The sequence below is a fragment of the Nitratireductor sp. XY-223 genome, assembly GCF_004959855.1.
Classification (GTDB): Bacteria; Pseudomonadota; Alphaproteobacteria; order Rhizobiales; family Rhizobiaceae; genus Hoeflea_A.
On the sequence record NZ_SPNT01000013.1, the window covers coordinates 1 to 26,279 of the forward strand.

18 protein-coding genes and 1 pseudogene are annotated in these 26,279 nt (G+C 60.5%); 11 read left to right on the forward strand and 8 right to left on the reverse strand.

The window, feature by feature from the left end; translation table 11 throughout:
• Positions 1-162: 162 nt before the first annotated feature.
• The 4 genes and pseudogenes from E4M07_RS25375 to E4M07_RS30025 all read right to left on the reverse strand — a co-directional run.
• Positions 163-771, reverse strand: coding sequence for an outer membrane beta-barrel protein (locus E4M07_RS25375; RefSeq protein WP_136661227.1), 609 nt, complete (start codon positions 769-771; stop codon positions 163-165).
• Between the two features lie 1,211 nt (positions 772-1,982).
• Positions 1,983-2,396 carry a type II toxin-antitoxin system VapC family toxin gene (locus tag E4M07_RS25380; RefSeq protein ID WP_136661228.1) on the reverse strand — a complete coding sequence of 138 codons (414 nt, stop codon included), beginning with the start codon at positions 2,394-2,396 and terminating at the stop codon, positions 1,983-1,985.
• On the reverse strand, positions 2,397-2,642 hold the full coding sequence (locus tag E4M07_RS25385) for a type II toxin-antitoxin system Phd/YefM family antitoxin (RefSeq protein WP_169054384.1): 246 nt from the start codon (positions 2,640-2,642) through the stop codon (positions 2,397-2,399).
• A gap of 141 nt (positions 2,643-2,783) precedes the next feature.
• Positions 2,784-2,923: pseudogene (locus tag E4M07_RS30025) on the reverse strand (IS630 family transposase); the annotation flags it as partial.
• A 78-nt stretch (positions 2,924-3,001) separates the two neighbouring features.
• Between E4M07_RS30025 and E4M07_RS25390 the strand changes: the two are divergent.
• Complete coding sequence (locus E4M07_RS25390; protein ID WP_348640537.1) at positions 3,002-3,460, forward strand: hypothetical protein; 459 nt, start codon at positions 3,002-3,004, stop codon at positions 3,458-3,460.
• A gap of 177 nt (positions 3,461-3,637) precedes the next feature.
• On the opposite strand, the gene E4M07_RS25395 is transcribed toward E4M07_RS25390, so the two are convergent.
• Genes E4M07_RS25395 through E4M07_RS25405 form a run of 3 tightly spaced genes read right to left on the reverse strand, consistent with a single transcriptional unit; the run spans position 3,638 to position 6,495 of the window.
• Positions 3,638-4,972 (reverse strand): TRAP transporter large permease, encoded by a 1,335-nt coding sequence (locus E4M07_RS25395; RefSeq protein ID WP_136661231.1) that lies wholly within the window; start codon positions 4,970-4,972, stop codon positions 3,638-3,640.
• Positions 4,969-5,439, reverse strand: coding sequence for a TRAP transporter small permease (locus tag E4M07_RS25400; protein ID WP_169054385.1), 471 nt, complete (start codon positions 5,437-5,439; stop codon positions 4,969-4,971). Before E4M07_RS25400 ends, E4M07_RS25395 begins: the two co-directional genes overlap by 4 nt.
• 45 nt (positions 5,440-5,484) lie before the next feature.
• Complete coding sequence (locus E4M07_RS25405) at positions 5,485-6,495, reverse strand: TRAP transporter substrate-binding protein (protein ID WP_136661233.1); 1,011 nt, start codon at positions 6,493-6,495, stop codon at positions 5,485-5,487.
• A gap of 81 nt (positions 6,496-6,576) precedes the next feature.
• Here E4M07_RS25405 and E4M07_RS25410 point away from each other — a divergent pair, with 81 nt between their 5' ends.
• Genes E4M07_RS25410 through hutU form a run of 4 tightly spaced genes read left to right on the forward strand, consistent with a single transcriptional unit; the run spans position 6,577 to position 11,274 of the window.
• A complete protein-coding gene (locus E4M07_RS25410; RefSeq protein WP_169054386.1) occupies positions 6,577-7,401 on the forward strand; it encodes an IclR family transcriptional regulator in 825 nt (274 codons plus the stop codon).
• Between the two features lie 8 nt (positions 7,402-7,409).
• Positions 7,410-8,384 (forward strand): NADPH:quinone oxidoreductase family protein, encoded by a 975-nt coding sequence (locus E4M07_RS25415; RefSeq protein ID WP_169054387.1) that lies wholly within the window; start codon positions 7,410-7,412, stop codon positions 8,382-8,384.
• Positions 8,381-9,586: a CoA transferase gene (locus E4M07_RS25420; protein WP_246660603.1), complete on the forward strand. Its 1,206-nt coding sequence runs from the start codon at positions 8,381-8,383 to the stop codon at positions 9,584-9,586. The genes E4M07_RS25415 and E4M07_RS25420 overlap by 4 nt, the downstream gene beginning before the upstream one ends.
• Before the next feature lie 2 nt (positions 9,587-9,588).
• Positions 9,589-11,274: a urocanate hydratase gene (gene hutU, locus E4M07_RS25425; RefSeq protein ID WP_136661236.1), complete on the forward strand. Its 1,686-nt coding sequence runs from the start codon at positions 9,589-9,591 to the stop codon at positions 11,272-11,274.
• Between the two features lie 777 nt (positions 11,275-12,051).
• Here hutU and E4M07_RS25435 read toward each other — a convergent pair.
• A complete protein-coding gene (locus E4M07_RS25435; RefSeq protein WP_136661238.1) occupies positions 12,052-12,387 on the reverse strand; it encodes a DDE-type integrase/transposase/recombinase in 336 nt (111 codons plus the stop codon).
• 462 nt (positions 12,388-12,849) lie between these two features.
• Between E4M07_RS25435 and E4M07_RS25440 the strand changes: the two genes are divergently transcribed.
• The 6 genes from E4M07_RS25440 to E4M07_RS25465 all read left to right on the forward strand — a co-directional run bounded on the left by E4M07_RS25440 (position 12,850) and on the right by E4M07_RS25465 (position 26,211).
• A complete protein-coding gene (locus E4M07_RS25440; protein ID WP_136661239.1) occupies positions 12,850-13,434 on the forward strand; it encodes a hypothetical protein in 585 nt (194 codons plus the stop codon).
• Positions 13,435-13,544: 110 nt separating this feature from the next.
• Positions 13,545-16,949 (forward strand): helicase-related protein, encoded by a 3,405-nt coding sequence (locus E4M07_RS25445; protein ID WP_348640538.1) that lies wholly within the window; start codon positions 13,545-13,547, stop codon positions 16,947-16,949.
• Positions 16,946-18,580: a hypothetical protein gene (locus E4M07_RS25450; protein WP_136661241.1), complete on the forward strand. Its 1,635-nt coding sequence runs from the start codon at positions 16,946-16,948 to the stop codon at positions 18,578-18,580. The genes E4M07_RS25445 and E4M07_RS25450 overlap by 4 nt, the downstream gene beginning before the upstream one ends.
• Before the next feature lie 5 nt (positions 18,581-18,585).
• A complete protein-coding gene (locus E4M07_RS25455; protein ID WP_136661242.1) occupies positions 18,586-21,561 on the forward strand; it encodes a DUF1156 domain-containing protein in 2,976 nt (991 codons plus the stop codon).
• Positions 21,562-21,572: 11 nt separating this feature from the next.
• Complete coding sequence (locus E4M07_RS25460; RefSeq protein ID WP_136661243.1) at positions 21,573-24,866, forward strand: DUF499 domain-containing protein; 3,294 nt, start codon at positions 21,573-21,575, stop codon at positions 24,864-24,866.
• Positions 24,867-25,767: 901 nt separating this feature from the next.
• Positions 25,768-26,211, forward strand: a complete 444-nt coding sequence (locus E4M07_RS25465) for a transposase (RefSeq protein WP_136661244.1) — start codon at positions 25,768-25,770, stop codon at positions 26,209-26,211.
• The last annotated feature ends 68 nt before the right edge of the window (positions 26,212-26,279 follow it).

Sequence of the window (26,279 nt, forward strand, 5' to 3'; positions counted from 1 at the left end):
ACGGTCCGTCGTATCGCGGTCCGGGAGCATGAGGGCTCCCGGGCCGGCTCTGCCCTGGTCCGGCTGGCGCCGGGAGCCTCGCGTTGAACGGCGCCGGTTTCGTCCCGGCGCCGGCCGCGCAGACCGCAATCCCGTTCAATACAGGCGTGCCGGCGGCTTGATTCACACCCGGTTCGGCCCGCCATACGATGCCAGCGGGCTTTCAGCCTTCCAAAATATGCGCGGGGGAAACGCCCTCGCCCATCCGGTCGTTGCGCGCCATTGCCAGGGAAGTCCGTGGAGTTTCCGGCCGACTCGACCAACGAGCGAATGAACCGGGCTGACATCCACGTCGAACGCTCCGATCTGACCTGTGGATGCAACGGCGCTGTGGTTCGTCGATCCCAGATCCATGTAGCGGTACTCCAAACCGAAAATGGCCTGGCCCCGTGCATATTCGACGCCGGCTCCTACCGTGTAACCGTTGTGCCAGGCGCTGTTGCTCCAGGTTCCTGTATTGGGCGCGATATTGTCAACGACGCTCATGTCGATCTGGCTGCCGGCCCAGCCGCCGTTGGCGTAAAGCAGCCAGTTATCGGACGCATAACCAACCCGCGCGACCGCTGTCACAAGCAGATCGAGGCTCGTCGTAATGTTGTCATCCGCGGCGCCCTGGGTCGATACCGAACGCCCATCGACATCGCCACCCGCGATGGTGACTTCCGGCCCGAGTACGATATTGCCGTTCTGGAAGTTATAGCCGAGCTGGCCGCCGCCCAGAAAACCGTCCATATCGTGGCTGTCCGATTGGCCGACCGCGTAATCGAAGAAGGGCGGACTGCTGTTGGTGTTTGTCCAAATCGTATCACCGTTGAACGCATAGCCCGCATGGCCACCGATATAAAGACCCGTCCAGTCATACGATCGGATCAGCGCATCGACGGGTTCGACAATTGCGTCCGCGGAGTGAGCCGCCGTGAATGAAAGGGCGCCTGCCAGAATTGTAGGCCCGGCGCTGCGTCGTCTCCAATTAGAGCGAGTTGTGACCAGGTTGAATCATTTGACCGCGGCGATTTTGGTCTCTGGCTAGGTGGGTTGCGCGCCGTGGTGCCAACCCACCACAAGCGCAAGCCAACGACGCCAGGGGTCAAAATCGCCCGGCCCATTCAACGTTGGTTTTCAACATCATCTTCCTTTTCCAGGGTGGCGGCAAATCGGCCCATCGGCGTCGTTGCGCCGCTTGCCCGATGCCCCACATCGCGCTGCGCGACGCGCCTAGCCGAGTGGACCGATTTTCCGCCATCAAATGCTTCAAGCTGGCCACAACTCGCTCCAATGCCCGGTGTTGCCGGTCTCGACGTTCTCCCGGTGAAGCGTGAGGCGGTCGGGCGGAGCGGTGGCCGCCCTGGCGTCACCGCCGGCGTCCGGACATTCGCCAAAGGCCAGGTTCGTGGTGACGATGATCAAGGTGCGCTAGCAGGGCCTGCTGATGCTGAACGCGGTATAATATGCGGCGCTGCGCTTCACCTGTCCGTCAGTCTGATTGAAACGATAGTTCTCATTGTTTGTGGCGCGTGCCATGATGCGGTGGCGTTACGCGGATCGAAAGCAGTTCCACTTGTTGTAGGGTCTTGCCCTATTGTGAAAGTAACCACATAGCCTGTGTGTACTTCTTCAGATGCATGATCCGTTGTATCGCGGTCCGGGAGCCTTGTGCTCCTGGATCTCTTTTTTGGTGTTTCGGCTGGCCGGTTTACCCCGCACTTGTCCGCAGCTTGGCATTGTGTATGGATTGTCGTTCGGCACCCTTTTGCCCTTCCTGATGCCTTTTGTAAACACTATCGGCACAAATCCCGTGCAAGTCCACAGTTGAAGGAACAAACAAAACCGCGCCCGCCCTTGAAAATAAACACGATCACATCCAATCGAATCTACGGGTTCAGGAAAACCGACAGGTAAAACCGATCAGATCGACGAGAGAACATCCCCTGCCCCGCGGGGTTTCAGGCGTCCGTTTCAAACGGGTTTTCCAGCGCCACCCCTATCGGCGCGAAATCATCCACGTTGCGGGTGACCACCGTCGCCCCATGGTGCAGCGCCGTCGCGGCGATCATCAGATCCGCCCCTGTGTGGCCAATCTCGGCGCTCAGACGTCCCCAGATCCGCGCGTCTTTCGCACCAAACTCCAGAATCCGGTCACCAAAGACCAGAATGGTGTGATCGAGCCAGAGCTGCAAATCGCGCGTAAATCCGGGATCGCGCCGTTTTTGCTGTTGGATGCCCCGTTCGATCTCGCCCAGAGTGATCGCGCTCAGAAAGAGCGAGGTCTCCGGCTTGCCCTGAAGCCAGGCAGCGACCTGCGGCGCCCGCTCTGGTCGACGCGTGGCCGAAAGCACGTTGGTGTCGATTACATACATTCAGAAGTCCGCGTCACGCGGTTTGACCAGCGCGCGCTCCACCTTTAGTCCGGGAAAGGCCAACAGGTGTTCGGCAAAGCTCTCTCTGGTCTCAACCGCGCTCTGCACAAGTTGTTGGTAATCGGCGGCGCTGAGCACCACAACCGCCGGCTTGCCGCGGCGGCTGACCTCTTGTGGTGTGCCGGCCAATGCCGCATCCACCACGGCAGAGAACTTGTTCTTGGCATCCTGAAGCGTCCAGACCATATCTGACTCCTGCATTCATCTAGCTATATAACTAGCCAGCTACGGGAGTTCAAGTGATGGCGGCCCCCTCACCCCCTGCCCCGCCGTCCCTGGACGTCGAGGATCGGGAGGAACTGGGTGATGGCGCGTTTATTTGGCGCGCAGGTATTGCCAGACGTTTCCCATTGGGTGAGTTCCGGTGCATGGGGCGGCAGCTTAAGGGGCGTGATGTTATCCGGTAGCCTCAGGGTTTTTGCGCCATGCCATCACGCCCCGTCCACGATCAACAGGGCATGCGCACCTGTGGTCACGGTCCTGTCGGTCTCGGTACCTGTCGGCTTCAGGGACCGCATGGTGTTCACCCTGGGAGCGGCGACAAGATGTGGGGCTATGGCGGCGACGACACCATGAACGGCGGCAAGGGCAACGACACGATGCGCGGCGGCAGGGGTGACGACACCATGGACGGCTCGTGGGGCAACGACACGCTGCGCGGCGGAAGGGGCGAAGACAGGCTGATCGGCGGTCGCGGCGACGACACGCTGACTGGCGGTGCTTGGGATGCGGATACCTTCGTGTTCGGCGGCAACAGCAATGGCCACGACACGATCACGGACTTCGGGTCTATGAACATTTACGACATAAATAATGGGAACATTATCGAGACCGATCGCGACAAGATCGAGATCAGGGGCGGCACGACGTTCTCCGATTTGACCATCACGAACAACGCGGAGGGCGATGCGGTGATCACCGGCTACGCGGATGACAGCAGCATCACGCTGGAGGACGTGTCCGCGTCGGAACTGACCGAATCCGACTTCATCTTCGTTGCCTGAGAGGGCGATTCAGGCTCGGGAAAAGTCGATTCCGGGGGCACGCGTGCCCGGCCTTTGCTCAGCCTCTATCAAAGGAAGCGGTCAAGCCCCTGTCTTATAACTGCGTTGTTCGAGATCCGTCCGGGCATGCGCAAGAACGACCCGAACTGTTACACCTGTTGCCCGAACGCGGTACAATCAGTTTCTCATTGTAGCCGGCAGGTACAATGACAATTGGGGCAGTGCGACGACAATGATCAGGCAGATCAGCATTGCCAGCCAGAATGGCATGATACCCTGATAGATTTCATTCAGGGGAATATCCGAAACGCCTTTGACGACAAACACGTTCATGCCCACCGGCGGGCTGATCAGCGCCATTTCCAGAATGATCACCATGACCACGCCGAACCAGATTTTCAGATCCGAACCGCCCGTGATGCCCAGCGTCTCGCCGAGCCCGGATTGCTCGATGATCGGCAACACGATCGGCAGCACCAGAACCATCATGGCAAAGCCGTCGAGAAAGGTGCCGAGCAATATGAAGACGGCCAGTACCAGGAAAAGCAGAAGCAGAGGGTTGAGCTGCATCGCCTCCAAATGCCCCGCCAGGGCCGATGGCACTTGCGTCAATGCCAGAAAGGGAGAAAAGACGCTGGCGCCGATGATGATGAAATAGATCATCACCGTGGTGGAAACCGTCTTGAGCAACGCTTCGCGAAACCCGGCCAGCGTAAACCCTTTGCGCGGCAGGGCGAACAGGAATGCCAGCACCGCGCCGACGGCCGCGGCTTCCACCGGCGTGAAGATGCCCGCATAGATGCCGCCGATGGCAATGATAATGATGGCCAGAATTGCAGTGCTCCTGGCCAGGAACCGCAGGCGTTCGGCCAGATTGAACCGTTGACCGGCCGGACCGATTTGCGGGCGAAGCATGGTCAGCAACCAGATCGCCAGCATGAAACAGGCCGACAGCAGCAAACCCGGCACGACGCCGGCAAGAAACAGCCGGCCGACCGATTCCTCCGTCAGGATCGCATAGATGATGAAGCCGGTGGACGGGGGAATGAGAATGCCCAAGGTACCGCCTGCGGCGACGGAACCGGCAGCAAACCTCGAATCGTAGCCGAAGCGCCTCATCTCCGGCAGCGCGACCCGCCCAAGGGTCAGGGCCGAGGCGACGGAGGAGCCGGACAGCGCCGCAAACCCGGTGCATCCGAGGATTGTCGCGTGGGCAAGCCCGCCGCGAAAATGGCCGATCCAGGCATAGGCGGTATTGTACAGATCGCGGCTCATGCCGGAGGCTCCGGCAATGTTTCCCATCAGAACGAACAGCGGAATCACGGTCAGTTCGACATAGGTCAGTGTGCCCCATGTTTCGGTAAACAGCGTTGAAAAGGCCGCCGGCCAGGAATTCAGCAGCCCGATACCGATGACCCCGGCAATCATCATTGCGAAGGCGACCGGCATCCGCAGCGCCATGAGCGCAAGCAGAATCGCCAGGCCGAGAAATCCGGTCAAAGCGGGGCTCATTTCGACCCGCCCTTATCGTCTGAGGGCGAGGGATCAAGGAAGTATTCAAGGACAATCAACACGGCATGCAGCGCCGCCATTGCCATAATCGCCAGAATGAACGGCCGATGGGCGATGGCGATCATGTTGGTCGCCTCGTTGAACAGCGCGGCATCTTCGGCTGCCAGCCAGGCGCGCCACGCGATCAGGCAAAATACGCCCGCGACTGAAATTCTCATCAGCAATTCCCGGGCGCGCTCCAACGCAGGGAACGCCAATCCGGAGTAGAGATCCACGCTGATATGTCCGCCGATACGCCAGGTGTAGGGAGCGGCGAGCAGCACCGAAAGCACCATACCCATTTCAACGATATCCTGCCGGCCGCGAAGCGGATCGGAAAGAAAATAGCGCAGGATAACGTCCGTGAATGTAAGAACGACGAGCCCGGCCAAGACCAGCCCCGCCGCGATCGCCATCAACGCGGCCAATCTGTCCATCTGCCGCATCATTGGTCGATCCTCGGTGATGTGCCGTTACTGCTTCATGGCCGCGACCACTTCAAAGGCCGGCAGGCCGTCGCCATCGAGCTTCTTGAGCAGGCCATCGACGGCTTCGGCCGCCTTTGCGTCAAAGGCCGCGCGCGCCTCACCCGACAGGACGATGGTTTCGTTGCCGTCAATTTCGGCGAATTTGCCAAGCGCAATCTGACCGAATTTGGCCAGTCCCGCCGCGGAACGCTGCGAGATATCAAGGCCTGTCAGGTTGTCGAGCGCCTTGCGTTCGTCGTCGGAAAGCTCGTTATAGGCTTCCTCGTTGGCGACGAGGAAAATGGTCGTCGGCATTTCCGGGAGATTTGTGGTCACGTATTTCGTCGTCTCGATCAGTTTGAAGATCAGAAGCGAATCCGAACCCATCAGCGCACCATCCACGACTCCGGTATTCATTGCGGTGTAAACCTTATTGGCGGGCATGGGGACAGGGGTCGCGCCGTAGGCTTCAATTACCGCAGCCGCGGAAGAGGACGACACCCGGATCTTCAGACCGGCGAGATCTGCGAGGCTGCGGACCGGCTTGTCCCGCATCATAAGCACCGCCGGCGGCGTCACGAACAGGGCAAGCGGCACGGTTTTCTTGAATTCATCCCGCAGATGCTCGTCCATGACTTTCCACAATTTCGCGGTGGCGTCCTCGTGCCCGGCCGTCACACCCGGAAGTTCGATCAACAGCGTCTTCGGAAATACCGAAGACGTATAGCCCGGCAGGCCGTAGGAGATTTCCGCAATCCTGCTGACGGCCCGCTTGTACTGTTCAACCGGCCCCTTTCCGAGCTCGCCCGAGGGATAGATGTCGATCTTGACCGACCCGTCGGTCGCCGCTTCCAGATCGTTCGCCAGTTTCACGAAGATCGGCTCATGCAAAATGTATATGGGCGGAACGAAACTCGCCAGCTTCAATGTCCTTTCCGCCGCAATGCCCATGGCAGGTGTGGTGACCGCAAACAGCGCCGCAGCTCCGGCAACAAGGGTTCTACGCAAAATGTGCATGAATTGGATCCTCCAGATGGCGCCCTTTTGGTGAGCCAAAAACTATTCCATATTCTGGGACTATGCAATATATATTGGGATATGAGTGATCGATCGACTGAAATCCCGCAGACGGCCGGCGTCGGGCTTGTCCAGAAAACACTGCAGGTCCTCGATCTGTTTCAGCTCGACAGGCCGAACTGGTCGCAAAGCGAGCTGATGCAGGCGACCGGCATGCCAAGATCAACCATCAATCGGCTGGTCCGCTACCTTACCGATCGCGGATATCTTGCACTTCCGGAGGGCAGGAACAGGTATACCCTGGGACCGGCGGCCATCGATCTCGGAAGGCGTGCCTCGGCATTGTTCGATTTTCGCGAAATCTGCCAGCCGGCACTGGAACAGCTGGCGCGCCAAACCAAGGAGACCGTGCTGCTGACGTCTGTCGTGAGCGCCGGCAATGCGGTGCGGTGCGTCGATCAGATCGAAAGCACGCGCGAGGGTCTGCGTGTGTTCGAGCAGATCGGAGCCGTGTTTCCGCTGCATGCCGGCGCGGCGCCGAAAGCGGTTCTGGCGTTTTTGCCGGAAGAAGACCGCAAACGCTATCTGTCACGTCCCATGTCGGCGATCACCGGCGCAACCATCATCGATCCGGATCTTCTCGAGCGCGATCTGCGCAGCACGCGAAACCGGGGGTATTCGGTCTCCCGCGAGGAAACCTATGAAGGTGTCGCCGGTGTCGGGGCGCCGTTTTTCTGGAGCGATGGCCGGCCGGCCGGCAGCATGGCCGTGGCAATGCCCATTCAGCGGGCATCGGGCGAGGCCATCGCGTGGTGCGGAGATCTGTTGCAGCAGGTCTGCAGCAAGGTCGACGAACTGCACTCCACCCAGTGGCGCGGGCCGGAACGGAAAGCGGCGTCAAGATGAAGGCATGGATGTCCGGAAAAACGCCCGGTGTCGACGCTCTCGAGATGGCCGAGACAGGCAACCCGGAACCGGGTGACGGTGAACTTCTGGTCCGGGTCTGTCACGCCGCGCTCAACTTTTCCGATCTTCTGATGATCGATGAAAGGTACCAGGTACGTCCGCCACGGCCGTTCATTCCAGGCCAGGAAATCGCCGGGATTGTCGAGGAAGCCCCGTCCGGCGTTCCGTTTTCGGCGGGCGACCGGATCGCTAGCAAGGTGCTTTGGGGCGGCTTTGCGGATTATGTCTGCGCGCGCGCGGACATGGCGATCAAGGTTCCTGCCGGATTCAGCCTTTCGCATGCCGTGGCGCTGCCGGTCTCCTATGTGACCGCCCTTGTGGCGCTCGATCACTGCGCGCGGGTCAGGCCGGGCGATACGGTCCTGGTTCACGCCGCCGCTGGAGGGATCGGCCTGGCGGCCGTTGAAGTCGCGGCCGCGCGGGGCGCAAATGTCATCGCCACGGCGAGCGCGCCGGACCGGCTGGCGGTCGCGCAAGCGCATGGCGCCAGCCATTGCATAAATTATACGCAAGAAGGCTGGTACCGGCAGGTCAGGGACCTGACGGAGGGCGTCGGCGCCAATATCATAGTCGACCCTGTCGGAGGGCGCGTCGGCGAGGACAGCTTGCGCTGCATCGCGGTGGACGGATGCCTGCTGGTGGTGGGCTTCTCTTCAGGGACCATGCCGCAACTGGCGGCCAATCGCCTGCTTCTGAAACGGGCCTCGGCAAAGGGCGTTTACTGGAACCACGATACCGATGCGGATCTGTTGAAACAGGTTTATGCGGATCTCTTCGATCTTGTTTCATCCGGGAAGATCGATCCGGTGGTCGACACCGACCGCCAATTTGACGAACTGCCTGCGGCGCTTGGCGACCTCGCGAGCCGCAAGGTCACGGGCAAGATGGCGCTTCGCATCAGCGACGAGGGAGAAAGCCGATGAACGCGATGACAGCACGCGCGGGATTGCTTGAGGGCATTCGGGTGCTGGATCTGTCGCGCGTCATGTCCGGTCCGTTCTGCACGTCCATGCTCGCCGATCTGGGGGCCGAGGTCATCAAGGTCGAAATGCCCGGATCCGGTGACGAGGGGCGGTCGTTCGGGCCGTTTGTCGAGGGCGAGAGCAGCTATTTCATGCTGCTCAACCGCAACAAGAAGAGTGTCACCGTCGACATGAAATCCGAGGATGGCCGGGCGGTCATCCGGGCGCTGATCCCCAAATGCGACATATTGGTGGAGAACTTCCGTCCCGGTGTCATGGCCCGCCTGGGCCTGGATGAACCAACGGTCCGCCAGATCAATCCCGGCATCATCTATACAAGCATTTCCGGCTTTGGCCAGGACAGCCCCCTCAAGGCCTGGCCGGCCTTCGACCTTGTCATTCAGGCGATGAGCGGTCTGATGAGCCTGACCGGGCCGAGGGGCGGCCCGGCCACGGCGGTCGGCGAGTCCGTTGCCGATGTTTGCACCGGCATGTTTGCGGCGTTCGGGACGTTGGCCGCCCTGTTCGACCGTGAGCGCAGCGGCAGGGGACGGCATGTCGATGTCGCTATGCTGGACTCGATGATGGCAATGCAGCTTACCGGACTGGCGCGCCGGCTTTATATGAACGATACTCCGAAGCCGGCAGGCAACAGGCATCCGGTCACCTATCCGGTCGATTCCTTTGCGACCACAACCGGCGACGTCGTCATGGTGTGTTTTTCGGACAAGGCCTTTTCGGCGCTGGCCGAACTGATGGGTGAACCGGAATTGGCCGGCGATCCGAGGTTTTCGACAAACTCCGCCAGAAACGATCATGAAGACCTGCTGCGTTGCAGGATCGCGGCGTGGACCGGTGGTTTGACGCAGGATGCGGTCACAAAATCCCTGCTCGACGCCGGAATTCCGGCAGCTCCGGTCTGGGACATGAACCAGCTTGTCGGGTCGGACCATGTGGCACAACGCGGACTGGTCGAAACCGGACATCACCGCACGCTGGGCGACGTTCCCCTTGTTCCCCAGCCGGTCAGGTTTTCCGGTGACGATCCCCAGGATGCGCCGACCACACCCGAGCTCGGCGAGCATACGGAAGCGGTCCTGCGCGATGTGGCGGGTGCGGACGACACAATGATCAACCGCCTGAGGGACAACGGGACAATCTGAACATGTCTGCAAAATTCACCCGGACAAACAACCGGATTGTCCGCGCACCCACCGGCACGGAGCTGAGTGCAAAGAGCTGGCAGACCGAAGCGCCCTTGCGGCTGATGATGAACAACCTGGATCCCGATGTGGCGGAGCGGCCGGAGGAACTTGTCGTCTATGGCGGCATCGGCCGGGCCGCGCGCAACTGGGAATGTTTCGACGCGCTGGTCGATTCATTGCGGCAATTGGAGGATGATGAAACGATGCTCGTCCAGTCGGGCAAACCGGTCGGTATATTCAAGACCCACCGGATGGCGCCGCGTGTCCTGATCGCCAATGCCAACCTGGTGCCGAACTGGGCAAATTGGGAAAAATTCAACGAGCTCGACCGCCTCGGCCTGACAATGTACGGCCAGATGACCGCCGGTTCCTGGATCTATATCGGATCGCAGGGGATCGTCCAGGGAACCTATGAGACCTTCTCCGAGATCTGCCGGCGGCATTTCGACGGCCGCCCCGAGGGCAAACTGGTGGTCACCGGAGGCCTCGGCGGCATGGGCGGCGCGCAGCCGCTTGCCGCCACCATGGCCGGACTGAATGCCCTCGTGGTGGAGTGCCAGCGGGAAAAAACCGAATTCCGGATTCGCACCGGCTACCTCGACGGCGTGGCCGATGATCTTGATGAGGCCCTGGCGCGGATAGACCAAGCCAACAAGTCCGGCAAACCGGTTTCGGTCGGCCTGGTCGGCAATGTGGTGGATGTTCTGTGTGAACTCGACAGGCGCGGGATCGTGCCTGACGTGCTGACGGACCAGACTTCGGCGCACGATCCGGTCAATGGCTATCTGCCGGCAGGCTGGGATCTTGGCAAATGGGAAGAGCTGCGCGAGCGGGATCCCGCACAGGTCTCGTTGGCCGCGAAACAGACCATGGCACGGCATGTTGAACGGATGCTTGGCTTCAAGGAGCGCGGCGCCATTGTCCTCGAATACGGAAACAACTTGCGGGCGATGGCCGAAGAAGCCGGCGCACAAAACGCGTTCGGATTTCCCGGCTTCGTCGAGGCCTATGTCCGGCCCCTGTTTTGCCTGGGCAAGGGACCGTTCCGCTGGGTGGCGCTGTCCGGCGACCCAGAGGATATCTACAAAACCGATGCCAAGGTGCGCGAGCTGATGCCGGACGATGCATTCCTGCACCAATGGCTCGACAAGGCGCGCAAACATGTCAGGTTTCAGGGACTTCCCGCACGCATCTGCTGGGTCGGCCTCGGTGACCGACACCGGCTTGGACTGGCATTCAATGAAATGGTGCGAACGGGTGAGCTTCAGGCTCCCGTGGTGATCGGTCGCGATCACATGGATTCCGGATCCGTCGCCAGCCCCAATCGCGAGACCGAAGGCATGAAGGACGGTTCGGATGCCGTTTCGGATTGGCCGATCCTCAATGCAATGCTGAATTCGGCGAATGGCGCGACATGGGTTTCCTTTCACCATGGCGGCGGTATGGGCATGGGCTTTTCCCAGCACGCCGGCATTGCGATCCTCGCCGACGGGTCCCGGCAAGCGGACGAGATCATCGCACGCACACTCTGGAACGATCCGGCCACCGGCGTTATGCGTCATGCCGATGCCGGATATTCCAGTGCGCGCAAATGCGCATGGCGAAACGGCCTCAAATTGCCGATGGCGGAACAGCAACAACCATGATTGCCCGCGAAATTTGTCATGTCAGCGTCGCCATATGGCCGACCCGCAGAGACCCGACCGAACTTGGGTGTCGATGAAATCCGCAACGCGGTCGTCTAGCGACATTGAGTTGAAGCGCGGATTCCGGACGCAGCGCACCGTTTTGTGGATTGCGGAAGGAATTTTGTGCTGCTTCCGAGGGTCAATAACGGTTGCGCCATTAAGTTCGTTCGAGCGGTACGCAGGCGCCATTGCCCACATTCTCAAAGTGGTTTTTGACGTCATGGATTTGGCTTTGTCGAAAATGATCAGCGCCCGCCGGAGCGAGCGCCTTATCTGGTGCATATCTCTGTTCAGAGATCGCAGGCCAACCGCAACATGTGTCCCATGACAGCACCGTCCCGATCTTGTCTGTGCCCTTCATTCTGGACGCAGACACATTCGAAAGGTGATCTCCGGATTCTGTGCCCTTAATTGCTGGACATCCACAGGATGCTGGCGGGTCGTTTTAATGTCGCTTCTGCACACCTAAAGTAGATCACCACTGTCTGCAGTTTCACCAAGTTGATTGATCGCTTGCCTTGCCGCTGCGAGATATTCAGGCTGAGATGGGTTCGCCCCGAGCAGTGGTTGGCACGCGCAAGGCGAGCGATCCAACTCGACAACAGCTCATCATGAAACGGGGCCGGACGCCTCGGCGGGGGTCGGGTGCACCGCGCCCATGGTCGTCCCGGCCAGACGCTCGATATGGCCGCCATAGCGAACACGACCCGGCGGCCCATACTCGACCAAAATATCCTACTCCGCACAGGCCGCCTGGAAGGTATGGCTGCGGAAATCTCGCCCGTTGTCGACGTGAATGGCATGCGGGATTCCCGCCGACGGCCAATACAGCTCTTCCAGTGACTCTGGCATTCGGATCGACTTCGGCCGAACACAATGATCCAAACACAGGCCAATGGACAGAACCGATGGCGCGTCAAAGCTAACGTAGGCGCCCAGGACAACCCGGGTCACGACATCAATTGCAAGCGTCAGCCACGGCCGGGCCAAAGGTTTGCGCTCAACCTGATCGACCAGAATGATATCTGCAAAAGTGTGATCGATCTGGATTACCTCCAATGGGCGTTCCACGCCTAAACCTCCTGCCCTCGCCTCGAAACCTGCCTCGCCGCCTTCGACCCTTTCCGCAACCTATGCACCTCGCGCTGGTCCATTGCATCAAGACGGGCCTTGATCGTACGACGGGTTGGAAGTCGAAAACCTCGGGTGATGCACTCTGCCCGAATCTCGCCAACGACTCTCAGAAAACTTGGAGGTTCCGGCACCAGATTATGCTGGCGCAAACCCGCTCGATGATGCTCTCCAAAGCAACGGCAATGGCGCGCCTTCACCGACATGGTCGCGATCGATCCGGGAACTCTGGTGCCGGTTCTTGAGGACCTGTCCGCCTTTTTGATGCCGCATGCCCATCTCGCAGAGGAATTGAATCCATAGCGGCCAGGCCATGACAAACGTGTAGAATACTTCCGTGGTAGCCTGAGCGTGCATGGTTTCGAGCAGCCTGCGTTGTTCGATATCGAGGACGTTTGAGCTATGCGCCGGCCGACGGTGCTGGCAGTGAGTTGCGGTTGGAACGGCATGAGAATAGCAGCGATTGCGGCGGCCCTGCTGGCCGCCACGCCCGTGTGGAGCGAAGACAAACCCGAAGAAACCTGCGACTACGCCAACTATTCAGACTATTCAGAGCTATCCTTTCCCTTGGGCAGTTTGGTTCTTGTTAAGGCACGGCTTTGCGGCGATACCCGCTACAGCTATCTGGAAAAGAAAATGATCGCGTTGGGCGGCTGGCGGGAATGGCGCTGTAAAGATATCCTTAGCCTGGGCAAAGTCGACGATCATAACCTGATCCTTAAAAGCCTGGGCAAAACCGGGTTGGCTGAGATAACTGGGCAGAAGCGAAAAATTGTTGCGATATACCTTGAAGAGGGCCTGTCCCATCTATTCGGGTGGGATCTAACGGAAAAAGGCTACGTAAATTACTCTCTCAAAATTTATCCTGATCAGTCCGTCTATTACAGCAGTTACAAAAACGCACCGATAGACGAAGAAACCAAAACACGAACGTCCCAATCACAACAGCTGCTCGGCACTTGCGCACTGGTGAAGGGCGGGGACTGAGAAGCTGTGTGAGCGGATTGGAAGACCTGAAACCTGGGGCCCGCGTGAGCGGTATAGCACCAGGCTCTCCTGTCGAAATCGTTTCCGTTGACCCGATCGGAGAGCAGGCGGTGAATGTTGTCTACCGTTCGCCTGCCGGCGAACCGGCGGAAACGACCCTGTACCGGGACGACGAATACCGGCTCAAGGTCGAAGAGCCCGGCAGGATGTGGTCGTTCGACGCCGACGGGGCGATGCTCCGGCTGGTCACCGAAGCCAACCGGATAAGGCTGGCGCACTGTTTCGATCCCTATCTCGCCATCCATACCAGCCTGGTCGACCCGCTGCCGCATCAGATTTCCGCGGTGTACGGGGAAATGCTGCCGCGCCAGCCGCTTCGCTTCCTGCTCGCCGACGATCCGGGTGCCGGCAAAACTATCATGGCCGGGCTCCTGATCAAGGAACTGATGGCGAGAAGCGATCTTGACCGGTGTCTGGTGGTCGCACCGGGAAGCCTTGTCGAGCAATGGCAGGACGAGCTTGGCGAGAAATTCTCGCTGGAGTTCGACATTCTGACCCGGGACATGATCGAAACCTCGCGGTCGGGCAATGCCTTCAACGATCGCAATCGCCTGATCGCCCGTCTCGATGTGCTGGCGAGGAATGAAGACCTTCAGGAAAAGCTCGCCTCTTCCACCGAGTGGGATTTGATCATCTGCGACGAAGCCCACAGGATGTCGGCCGGCTATTTCGGCGGCGAAGTCAGATACACCCGGCGCTATCAGCTCGGTCAGGCGCTCGGGCGTCTGTGCCGTCATTTTCTCCTGATGACCGCGACGCCACACAATGGCAAGGAGGAAGACTTCCAGCTGTTCATGGCGCTTCTGGACGGCGACCGCTTCGAAGGCCGTTTCAGGGACGGCGTCCACTTCGCCGACAGCGCCGATATGATGCGGCGCCTGACAAAGGAAGAGCTTCTCAGGTTCGATGGCCGTCCGCTGTTCCCGGAGCGCCGCGCCTATACCGTCAAATATGAACTCTCGCCCGGGGAAGCCGCGCTTTACGGCGCCGTCACCGGATATGTCCGCAACGAGATGAACCGCGTCCAGCGGTTTGCCGAGGCGGACGGCAGGAAGAGGAACAATGTCGGCTTCGCGCTTCAGATCCTGCAACGGCGCCTCGCATCGTCGCCGGCCGCGATCCATCAATCGCTCAAGCGTCGGCGCGAGCGTCTCGACAACGATCTTGCAGAGGCGCGGCTCGCACGCAGGGGCGCTCGCGCGGGACCCGGTCCGCACGACGTCACGGATGAAGTGCTCAACAACATCGAGGAACTCGGCCAGGACGAAATCGATGAACTCGAAGACCGGATCTCCACGGGCGCCACGACGGCGGAAACGATCGAGCAACTCGAACGCGAAGTCGCAACGCTCAAGGATCTTGAATCCATGGCGCTTGGAGTTCTGCGGTCAGGCAAGGACACCAAGTGGACACAGCTCGACCGCATCCTCGACGACGCATTGATGATCGACAGCGACGGCAATCGCCGCAAGCTGATCATATTCACCGAGCCGAAGGACACGCTTTCCTATCTGGCGCAAAAGGTCCGCGCCCGTCTTGGACGCCAGGATGCGGTCGAGGTGATCCATGGCGGGGTCACCCGTGAAGAGCGCCGCAAGGTGGTCGAGCGGTTCATGCAGGACCGTGACATGCTTGTGCTGATTGCCAATGACGCGGCCGGCGAAGGCGTCAACCTGCAGCGCGGGCACCTGATGGTCAATTACGACCTGCCCTGGAACCCGAACAGGATCGAACAGCGGTTCGGCCGGATACACCGGATCGGGCAGATGGAAGTCTGTCACCTCTGGAACCTCGTTGCGGCGGACACGCGAGAGGGCGAAGTCTATGCCCGCCTCCTCGACAAGCTTGAAGCCGCGCGCGAGGCGCTCGGCGGAAGGGTCTATGACGTTCTGGGCGAGCTGTTCGAGGGCACCGCGCTGCGCGATCTCCTTTTCGAGGCGATCCGCTACGGCGAGCAGGACGATGTCAGAGCCAGGCTGTTCGAGGCCGTCGATGGAGCGGTTGACCAGCAGCATCTCATGGATCTGCTGCGGGAACGGCAACTGACCGAAGATACGATGCCTGCCGCGAAAGTTCAGGAATTGCGGCTGGAAATGGAACGGGCGGAGGCCCAGCGGCTTCAGCCCCATCACGTTCAGAGCTTCTTCGTCGCGGCGTTCGGGGAACTCGGCGGGCGGATCAGGAAGCGCGAGGAAAGCCGTTACGAGATCACCCACGTGCCCATGCGTATTCGCGAGCGCGACCGGCAGATCGGAGCCGGTACGCCGGTCCAGAAAAAATACGAACGCATCTGTTTCGACAAAAGACACATCAATCAGCAGCCCGTGGCGGCATTCGTCTGTCCAGGTCACCCGCTTCTGGATGCCGTCATCAGTCTCGTCCGGGAACGCTTCGACCACCTCATGAAACAGGGCGCCGTTCTTGTCGACGATACCGATCCCGGCGACGAGACCGGCGCGCTGTTCCTGCTTGAACACAGCGTGCGGGACGGGCGCACCACTGCAACGGGCAAGGCGCATGTCATCTCCGAGCGGATGCAGTTCACGTTTATCGACCGGAGCGGCCGGGCCGTGAATGCCGGCATCGCGCCGCATCTCGATCTTCGCCCGGCGGAAGCGGCGGAGATCGACGCGGTTCGCGACCTTCTCGACGAAGACTGGCTGCGCGGCGACCTGGAAAGGACCGCGATCGAATTCGCGACGATGGAACTCGCCCAGGCTCATGTCGGCGAGGTCCGGGCGCGCCGTCTGCCCGAGATCGACAAGGTGGAACGGGAAGTCAAGGCACGCCTCGGCAAGGAAATCAATTACTGGGATGCCCGCGCATTTGAACTGAAAGAGGAAGAACGCGCCGGCAGGAAGACCCGTTTGAATTGGCAGAATGCCGGGCGCCGGGCCGAGGATCTCGCCGAACGCCTGAAGCGCCGCATGATCGTGCTGGAACAGGAACGGTTCATTTCCGCCCGGCCGCCTCGCGTGCGCGGCGGCATGATCGTCATCCCGCGCGGCCTGCTGGAGACCCGCACGCCAGCAGCAGGCCAGGGCAAACCGTCCGGCTTTGCCGAAGACCCGGTTGCCCGGCGCGGGATCGAATGCAAGGCCATGGACGCCGTCATGGCCGCCGAACGCGCACTCGGCAACACGCCGACGGACGTATCTGCCCGGAAGGTCGGCTATGACATCGCGTCCTATGATCCGAAGACAGGGCACTTGCGCTTCATCGAGGTGAAGGGCCGCATCGACAGCGCCGACACGGTGATGGTGACGCGCCAGGAAGTGATCACCGCGCTGCACGAACCGGACAAGTTCATCCTCGCCATCGTGCAGGTCGAAGACGGTTTTGCCCGCGAACCGCGTTATGTCCGCCGCCCCTTCGGCCAGGAACCGGAGTTCGGCGTCACGGCCATTCAGATCCGATTGAAGAGTCTTCTCGAAAGAGCGGAGGCGCCGGCATGAAATTTCCAAACGAACCCTCCGGACAAGCCGATTTCGAGAACAGGATCTTTGTCTGGCTTTCCTCGCAAGTCTCTTTGGAGGTGAGCGGAGAGAATATTTTCCGAACGCTTCAGGAGCGCATTCTGAAATGGGCTTTCGATCCGCAGCGAAACCTGAAGGGGATTCCCGACGGCGCATGGGAAGGAAAATCGTTCGAGATCGATGCGGACAACTCTGAAGGGGCTGCCGCGGTCGCTCTGGACGACCTAAAATATTATGCGTTCAGATTGCGCGAACGGCTAAAGGACCGGAACCGGATTTGGACAACGGAGGTGGGTCTTGCCGAGCGTTCGGCGGATGAAGCGATCTTTGGATGCCGCCTGATCTGCTCCCAGCGTGGTGACTCGGAGCCGGCTCCGCGGTCAATACCGCGTTTCGTCCGGGGAATGGCGTTCAAGCAAAACGCTCGACTCGATGGGCGTCGGACGTCGCCGGATCCCTGGATCGTCAATCGCGAAAACGACGTAAGCGAACTGATTTCATTCCTGGAATCGCCTCGGCGCAAGCACCCGGTCGTGGTCTTCGCGCTTCCGGAGGAGAGTGGTGACGTCGACCAGACGATCGTTCCGGTAAGACCATTCATTCGGCGCACGGTCGGGTTCGTGCACACGGCCGTTCTGACCTCGGAAGCGTCCTTCGCCTTGACGGATAAGCTGGGGCGCGAATTCTCCGTCTTTCGTCAGGCCGTTCGAACCTACAATCCGGGATTTGACCCGGAAAGCGGCCTCTTTTCCGACCACCCAATGGCGACTGCGGCCAGAGTCCGGGAATGGGAGAACACGGAAGAAGGCGCTTTTGTCGAGTTTCTGGTGCATCAGACGCTGCGCCTCATGCGACCAAGGTCCGACCTGGAACGGGAACATCCGCCTTTTCAGCAGGTCAAGCGCTTGTCAGTGGAAAGAGCGAGACGTGCCGCCAAGGCAGCGGGCCAAAGCGATACCGAATTGCTCGCTCTTGCGGAAGAGGAAGTCAGCACTGCAAGAGCGGAAGCTCAGGAGAGTTTGGATCTCGCAGTTAACGCCGTCGCCGAAAAAGAACAGGCACTCACCGATCTTCGGGAAATGAAAGCCAGATACATGGCGCTCCAGTCTCGTGTCGATGCCCTGCAGGCGCAAAGCGCCGGCGGCAATCGCCAGGAGACGGAAATTCCCGACAGCCTGGATGAACTCCAGGTCTGGGCCGAAAACAACCTCTCCGGTTCCGTGGAACTCCATAGCCGCGCCCTTCGGGGCGCCAAAGACGCCGAGTATGAAGACGTTTCCCTCATCTACAAGGCGCTTCTACTGCTCAGGGATTTCTATGTTCCGATGCGTCGCAATGGCGGCGCCGAATTGAAGTCGGCTTTCGATAACCGTTGCCGGGAACTCGGCATTGAAGAACAGCCCGCTTTCGCAGGCACGCGCGCCGCAGAACAGGGTGACGCATATTTTGTTCGTTTCGGTCAGCGACGCATTGAACTGGACCGGCACCTCAAAAAGGGGACCAGCCGCGAACCGCGTCATTGTTTCCGATTGTACTTTTTCTGGGATGAAACAACGAGACAGGCCGTTGTCGGCTGGCTTCCATCTCACCTTGCGACGAGAGCCAGTTGAGACCCATGCCCATCCCCCGCAAGAAGAAACTCATCGAAGTCGCCCTGCCGCTGGAGGCGATCAATGCTGCGTCGGCGCGGGAGAAGTCGATCCGGCACGGGCACCCGTCGACGCTGCACCTTTGGTGGGCGCGGCGGCCGCTGGCGGCGTGCCGGGCGGTGCTGTTCGCGCAACTGGTGGACGATCCGTCGGGTTATGTCGAAACGCTGCTGAAAAACCCCGAGTTCCGGAAACCGGCCGAGGAAGAGCTGGAAGGGAAGCTTGCATCTCATGAAGACCGGCTGGGCGAACGCGGGGCCGATTCCGGGACGGCGCCCATGCCGACCCTGGAGGGCTGCGCCGCCGATCTGGAGCGCAAACGCCTGTTCGCGATCATCGAGGACCTGGTAAGGTGGGAGAACTCGACCAATGAAGAGGTGCTGGAATGCGCGCGGGTCGAAATCCGCAAGAGCTGCGCCCGCCGGCCCGACGGCTCTCTGCCTCAGGGCGACCTGAAAGACGTCGAATTGCCGCCGGTCTACGACCCGTTCTCGGGCGGCGGGTCGATCCCGCTGGAGGCGCAGCGCCTCGGCCTGCCGGCTCACGGCTCGGACCTCAATCCCGTGGCGGTGATGATCGGCAAGGCCATGATCGAGATACCGCCGAAGTTCAGGGACATGGAACCGATCCATCCCGAAGGAAAGCAACGCGCCTTTTACCGCAATGCGGAAGGCCTGGCCGAGGATGTGAAGCATTACGGTGAATGGATGCTCGACCGCGCCGCCGAACAGATCGGGCATCTCTATCCGAAGGTCGATCTTCCGAAAGAGTATGTAAGAAGCATGGATCAGAAACAGGCAACCGTGATTGCCTGGATCTGGGCGCGGACTGTCCCCAGCCCGGACCCGGCTTTTGCGGACGTGCAGGTGCCGATCGCGTCAAGCTTTCTGTTGAGTTCGAAGGCCGCGAGGACGGCGTGGGTTGAACCGCTTGTCGACCGACAAGCCAGAACGATCACCTATCGCATCAGGCATGGCGGGACGACCGAGGAAATTGCAATGGCGCGACAGGGCACAAAGGCAGGGCGCGGCGCGAATTTCCGTTGTATTCTTTCCGATACTGCCATCACACCGGATTACGTAAAGCGGATGGGCCGCAATGGGGAGATGGGCCAGACTCTTATTGCAATCGTTGCCGAAGGTAAGCGCGGCAGAGTTTATTCTGCGCCATCGGAACACCATGCTCAAGCCGCTATGACTGCTGTGCCAGAATGGAAACCGGAAACGGATTTACCAAATGATCCTCGGAATTTTTGGACAGTAGACTACGGCCTGACCACCTTCGGCGATTTGTTCACCGACCGCCAGCTTGTAGCGCTGAACACGTTTTCGGGTTTGGTTCACGAGGCGCGGGCGCAGATCGAGCAGAACGCTCTGGCGGCAGGTATGAGCGGCGATGAAACCCCGCTTCGCAAGGGCGGAATTGGCGCCAAAGCCTACGCCGAAGCCGTGAGCGTGTATCTGGCGTTTGCGATTAATAGATCCGTTGATCGAGGATCGTCTATTTGCACTTGGGATTCTTCTCCCAAGATGCAGGCCCTCCGAAATACGTTTTCTCGTCAGGCCATCCCGATGACGTGGGATTTTGCAGAAGGTAACCCATTTTCTTCAGCAAGTGGAAATATACTAAACAATGTAGATTGGGTAGCAAAAGCTGTTGGCCTTTTTGTACCCGTTGGCAAAGGCCAAGAAAAAAACCGCGACGCTCAAACGGTCGATTACCCGGATCGAACCGTCATTTCCACCGATCCGCCCTACTACGACAATATCGGCTATGCGGACCTGTCAGACTTCTTCTTCACATGGATGAAACCTGCCATTCGACCGGTTTACCCGGAGCTTTTTGGCGTTCTGGCAACCCCGAAGGCCGAGGAACTGGTCGCCACACCCTATCGGCATGGAGGCCGTGAGGCGGCTGAAGAGTTCTTTATGACCGGAATGAGCCGCGCGGTTGCAAACATGGCGGATCAGTCGTCGCCGGACTTTCCGGCCACGATCTACTATGCGTTCAAGCAGTCCGAGATCGATCAGGACGGGATCAGTTCGACCGGCTGGGCCACTTTCCTGCAAGCGGTCATCGAAGCCGGATACGCGGTGGTGGGCACCTGGCCGATGCGAACCGAGATGGCGAACCGCATGATTGCATCCGGCACCAACGCCCTCGCAAACTCGGTGGTTCTTGTCTGCCGCAAGAAGGAAACCGACGCCGACACCATCACCCGCGCCGAGTTCATCCGTGCCCTGAAACGCGAACTGCCCCCGGCCATCGCCGAACTCCAGGCCGCCAACGTCTCCCCCGCCGACATGCCGCAATCGGCCATCGGCCCCGGCATGGGCGTGTTCTCGCGCCATGCGGCGGTGCTCGAATCCGATGACAGCCCGATGAGCGTGAAGACCGCCCTGCAACTCATCAACAAGGAGCTCGATGCATTCCTCAACGATGTGCAGGGCGAGTTCGACGCCGACACGCGTTTCGCCATCACCTGGTACGAACAGAACGGCATGAAGCCCGGCGATTATGGCATCGCCGACAGCCTCGCCCGCGCCCGCGGCATCTCGGTCGAGAGCGTCAAGCATGCGGGCATCGTCGAGAGCGCGGCGGGCAAGGTGCGCATCCTCAGGCGCGACGAACTCGATGCCGGCTGGACGCCGGAAACCGACAGGCACCTCACCGTCTGGGAAATGCTGCAATACCTCATCCGCCAGCATGAGGGAAGCGGCCTCGGCGAGGACGCCGCGGCGCTGCTCAAGCGCTATGGCGCGCAGGCCGGTGCGGTGAAGGACCTTGCCTATTGCCTTTATGACATCGCCGCCAACAAGCGCCGCGAGGCGGGCGAAGCAACGCCTTACAATGCGCTGATCGCGGACTGGACCGAGCTCAGCCGCATGGCCGCCAGCGTCTCGACCGGCAATGCCGGCCGTCAACTCGGATTGGAACTCTAGGGGGAAAGATCATGGCGAAAAGTACACGCCAGCACATCTTTGACGGCATGGAACTGCTCCCCGAGGGACTGACGCCGTTCGTGGAAAAGCGGCTTGAAAGCGCACTGAAAGGCCATTGGCAGGTTGAGTTGGCGGATCGGGTTCAGGGCCTGCGCGCCACGGCGGATGGCGGCATCAACTGGGATCAGCAGGGCTTGCTGAAGACCATGATGTTTCTGTGGAAGGAGGCTTTCGGCACTGCGCTCGGACATCAGGAACGCTCCTATGTGTCGGAACTGCTGGAGGTCCGTAACCGCCTTTCGCACAACGAGACATTCACCTATGACGATGCCGAGCGCGCGCTCGACACGATGCGTCGGCTCCTGGAGGCGGTCAGCGCAAGGGAGATTGCGGAAAGGATCGGCCATGCCCGCGATACGGTTCTGCGCGTCAAGTATGCGGAACTTGCCCGCAATGAGGAGCGTCGAAAGACGCAGCGCTCGGACATCAATGTCGAAACCGTGTCCGGCCTGCTGCCCTGGCGGGATGTCGTCGAGCCGCACCAGGATGTCGCCACCGGCGAGTTCCGGCAGGCCGAGTTCGCCGCCGACCTCGCCAAGGTGCACAACGGCAGCGCGCCGTCGGAGTACAGGAACCCGACGGAGTTCTTCGCTCGCACCTATCTGACGGAGGGGCTGAGCAACCTTCTCGTCAGCGCGGCCAGGCGCCTGAATGACAGCGGCGGCGATCCCGTCGTCGAGTTGCAGACCAATTTCGGCGGCGGCAAGACCCACTCCATGCTGGCCCTCTATCACATGGCAAGCGACACGCCGGTGCAGGACTTGCCGGGTCTCGACCAGTTGCTCTCCCGGCACGAACTGAGCGTGCCTGAAAGGATCAACCGCGCCGTGCTGGTGGGCACCTCGCGCGGGCCGCTGGATGTCATCGAACTCGAAGGCGGGCGGAGCATCCGCACGACCTGGGGCGAGCTTGCCTGGCAACTGGGCGGCACGGCCGGTCTTGAGATGGTTGCCGAGAACGATGCGAACGGCATCGCGCCCGGTTCGAACCTCCTCGAAGCACTGTTCGGGAAATTCTCGCCAACGCTGATCCTGATCGATGAATGGGTCGCCTATCTGCGGCAAATCTACAAGGTGGACGGCCTGCCGTCGGGATCGTTCGATGCGAACCTTTCCTTCGTGCAATCGCTGACCGAAGCGGTAAAGGCGAGCCCCGGCACGCTGCTTGTCGCATCTCTCCCCGCGTCGCAGATCGAAGTGGGCGGCGAAGGCGGCCAGGAGGCGCTCGCCAGGCTGAAACAGACCTTCAGCCGCGTGGAATCCTCGTGGCGGCCGGCGAGCCAGGAAGAGAGCTACGAGATCGTCCGGCGCCGCCTCTTCAAGGACATTCCGGGCGACAGGTTCCGTCACCGCGACAATACGCTGAAACAGTTCGTCAGGCTCTACCGGGAAAACGCCGATGATTTCCCGCGGGGCTGTTCGGACGAGGAATACCGCCGCAAGCTGGAAAGGGCGTATCCGGTGCATCCCGAACTGTTCGATCAGCTCTATACAAGTTGGGGATCGCTCGAAAAATTCCAGCGCACGCGCGGCGTGCTGCGCCTGATGGCGCAGGTCATCCATGAACTGTGGATGGGCGGCGACCCGTCCGTGATGATCATGCCGGCAAGCGTGACGGTCGGTTCGGCGCGGGTCGAACCGGAACTCCTGCATTATCTCGACGCGAACTGGCAGTCGATCATCGCCGGCGACGTGGATGGCGTCACCTCGACACCCTACAAGGTCGATCAGTCCGCCCCGAACCTGAACCGCTACTCCGCCGCGCGGCGTGTGGCGCGCGCCGTCTTCATGGGAACGGCGCCGACGCATGGCCAGGAGAACAGGGGCCTTGATGACAAGCAGATCAATCTCGGCGTCGTCCAGCCCGGTGAAAGGCCGGCTATCTTCGGAGATGCGCTGCGCAGGCTGACCAACCAGGCCAGGTTCATGCACAGCGATCTCGGCCGCTACTGGTATTCGACATCGGCCAGCCTCAACCGGATCGCGGCGGATCGCGCCGGACAGTTCGAGGAAGCGCTTGTTCTGATGGAAATCGACAAGGCATTGTCGGCCTACATCAACGGGCTTGCCGACCGCGGGCACTTTGACGCCGTGCAGGTTGCGCCGGGAAGTTCGTCCGATGTGCCGGACGAGCCCGGCGGCGTTCGCGCCGTGGTGCTGGGTGTCGCACACCCGCATACCGGGCGGGACGGATCCGAAGCGCTGACCGAAGCCGCGGACATCCTGATGCGGCGCGGAACAACCCCCCGTGTCTACCGCAACATGATGGTCTTCCTCGCCGCCGAGCAAAGACAGCTTGACGATCTCAAGGCCGCGCAGCGCTCGGTGCTGGCCTGGACCGAGATTGTGGCGCACACGGACAGGCTCGATCTCAAGCAAAGCGACATCGCCCTTGCCGGAGCCAGGTCGAGAGAATCGATGGATACTCTGAACACCCGGCTCCGGGAAAGCTGGTGCCATCTGCTCTATCCTGTCCAGGAGACAGCGCAGTCGGACCTTGAATGGATGTGGTCCAGGGTGCCGGCCCAGAACGGGTTGCTGTCGCGAGCGAGCAAGGAGCTGGTGAGCGATGAGGAATTGTTGCCGGAACTCGGGCCATCGCGTCTGGACAGGGAACTGCAGAAATACATCTGGAACGGGAAACCGCATCTGAGCCTCAGGGACCTGTGGGAGTTCCTGAACAGATTCACCTATCTGCCGCGCCTGAAGAACAGATCCGTACTGACCCGATCGGTGCATTCGGCCATAAGCGGCATGTTGCCGGGGCCGTTTGCCTATGCCGAAGGCTGGGATGAAGCCAAGGAGGCTTATCAGGGGCTGGTGGTTTCAGGGGGCATGAGCGCGAACGTCGTTATCGACGGCAATTCCCTGATCGTGAAGCCTGACATAGCTGCGGCGCATACGTCTGAAGCGGACGTTCCGGAGACGGAAAACCGGCTCACCGGAGAAACCGCCGGCGCGGAGAAGGCAACGCAGGCAACCGGTACTGGCGATCCCGGAACCGGGGAAGGCAAGAATCCCACCAGGTTTCAAGGGGCCGTGATGATCTCGGCCGACCGTCCTGCGCGGGAAATCCATAAGGTTGTCGAAGCCGTCGTCGAACAGTTGACGACGCTTCCGGGCGCCGATGTATCCCTGAAACTCGAAATCGATGCGGAAGTCTCCGGCGGGCTGGACAGCGGCAAAGTGCGCACGCTGATGGAAAATGCGGCAACGCTCGGGTTCATAGACAAGAAGATCGAATAGTTCCGGAATCCGCACTGTCAGCCGGTATGGCGTTGCATGACCGCTTGCGCCGCCTTTGGGCGCTGCTGTCATGGTAACGTTATTCGCCGGACTGCTTCGTTTTGGAGGCATCCTTTGTGTGTTTGGTAACGCTCTTCATGAGACATCCACAGGCTGTTGCCGGACGGATTTCAGGATGGTTTCGGCGCATTGTAGCAGTTCACCGCGGTCCGCGGTTGCGCCAAGTTGATTGATCGCTTTCCTTGCCGCCGCGAGATATTCGAGCTGAGGTGTAGTTATACTGGTTGTGCGCTGCCTCCGTGACCGATCCGTGCGCTTCCCTCCGTTCCCTTTTCCAAGGCATGGCAAATCGCCAGCAACGCTGGCCAGCCGATCCAGCAGTTTCCGTTTGTGTGGAAAGGCCAAACGAAGCCGTGTTTCGGCAGCAGGATATCCTCCCAAAGCCACTGCCAAGGCGAGTAAAGGTCGCGTCATCCCCGGCGGCAAGCATGAAATACCGGTCGTGGAGGTTCTGCGAGTAGAACGCCCCATGACGGTGTTCTGGCTCGAGAACCCCAGCATGACAAAGTCCACGCGCCGACCGGCATGATGGTTCCCTACACGGTAGGCCTGCTTCAACTGCCCTGCCCCTGGGCAGCGCGGTTAAGAAGCCGAGAAGGAAGCTGACTACTTGCCTTTGGATCAGACCGCAAGGGCAACAGCAGATCTCACAGAGAATGGACCACGCGTATCGCCAATGGCGCAATGTGCCGGCCAAGGCCGCCGGGCGGAATCGTTGCGCGGACACGTACTGGAAAGGCCCGTTCATCGAGCTTCCTTTGTGGCGTTGATCGTCGAACCATCGTAAGCATTCGCGGAAGGCCGCCTTGTTGCACCGTTTTATTTGATGTCTGACTGGCTCATGGAACTCGATGGCATCAATCAAGCGGAACCCTTCGGGGCGGCGCGCGTATCAGCGAAGCCGCGCAGGCGTTCCCGGCAGTGGACGGAAGCTGAGAAACTGGCAATCGTTGAAGAAAGTTATTCGTCTTCCGGCCCGGTTACGGCAACGGCGCGGCGTCACGGGGTTTCGACCTCGGCGCTTTCCAGATGGCGCCAGGCCTATCGTGAAAGCCAATTCGGCGGGGATCAGGCTTCAGCAGGTTTCGTGCCTGCGGAGGTCGTTGCTGATGTGTCCGAGACTTTCGGTCGCATGGAGATCGTGAGTGCGAACGGCCGTCGTGTTCTGGTTGGGAATGACTTTGACGCCGCGGCTTTGTCGCGCCTTCTGAACACCAAACCGTGTCGCCGCGCCAGATCCGTACGTGCCCGATTAAGGCATACGGCTCCTACCGCTGGTGTTTGACGAGAAAGCGTTGTTCCGGCCATGGGTGCATCACGCGCGGCATCGGCAACCACCTTTTGGCAATCACG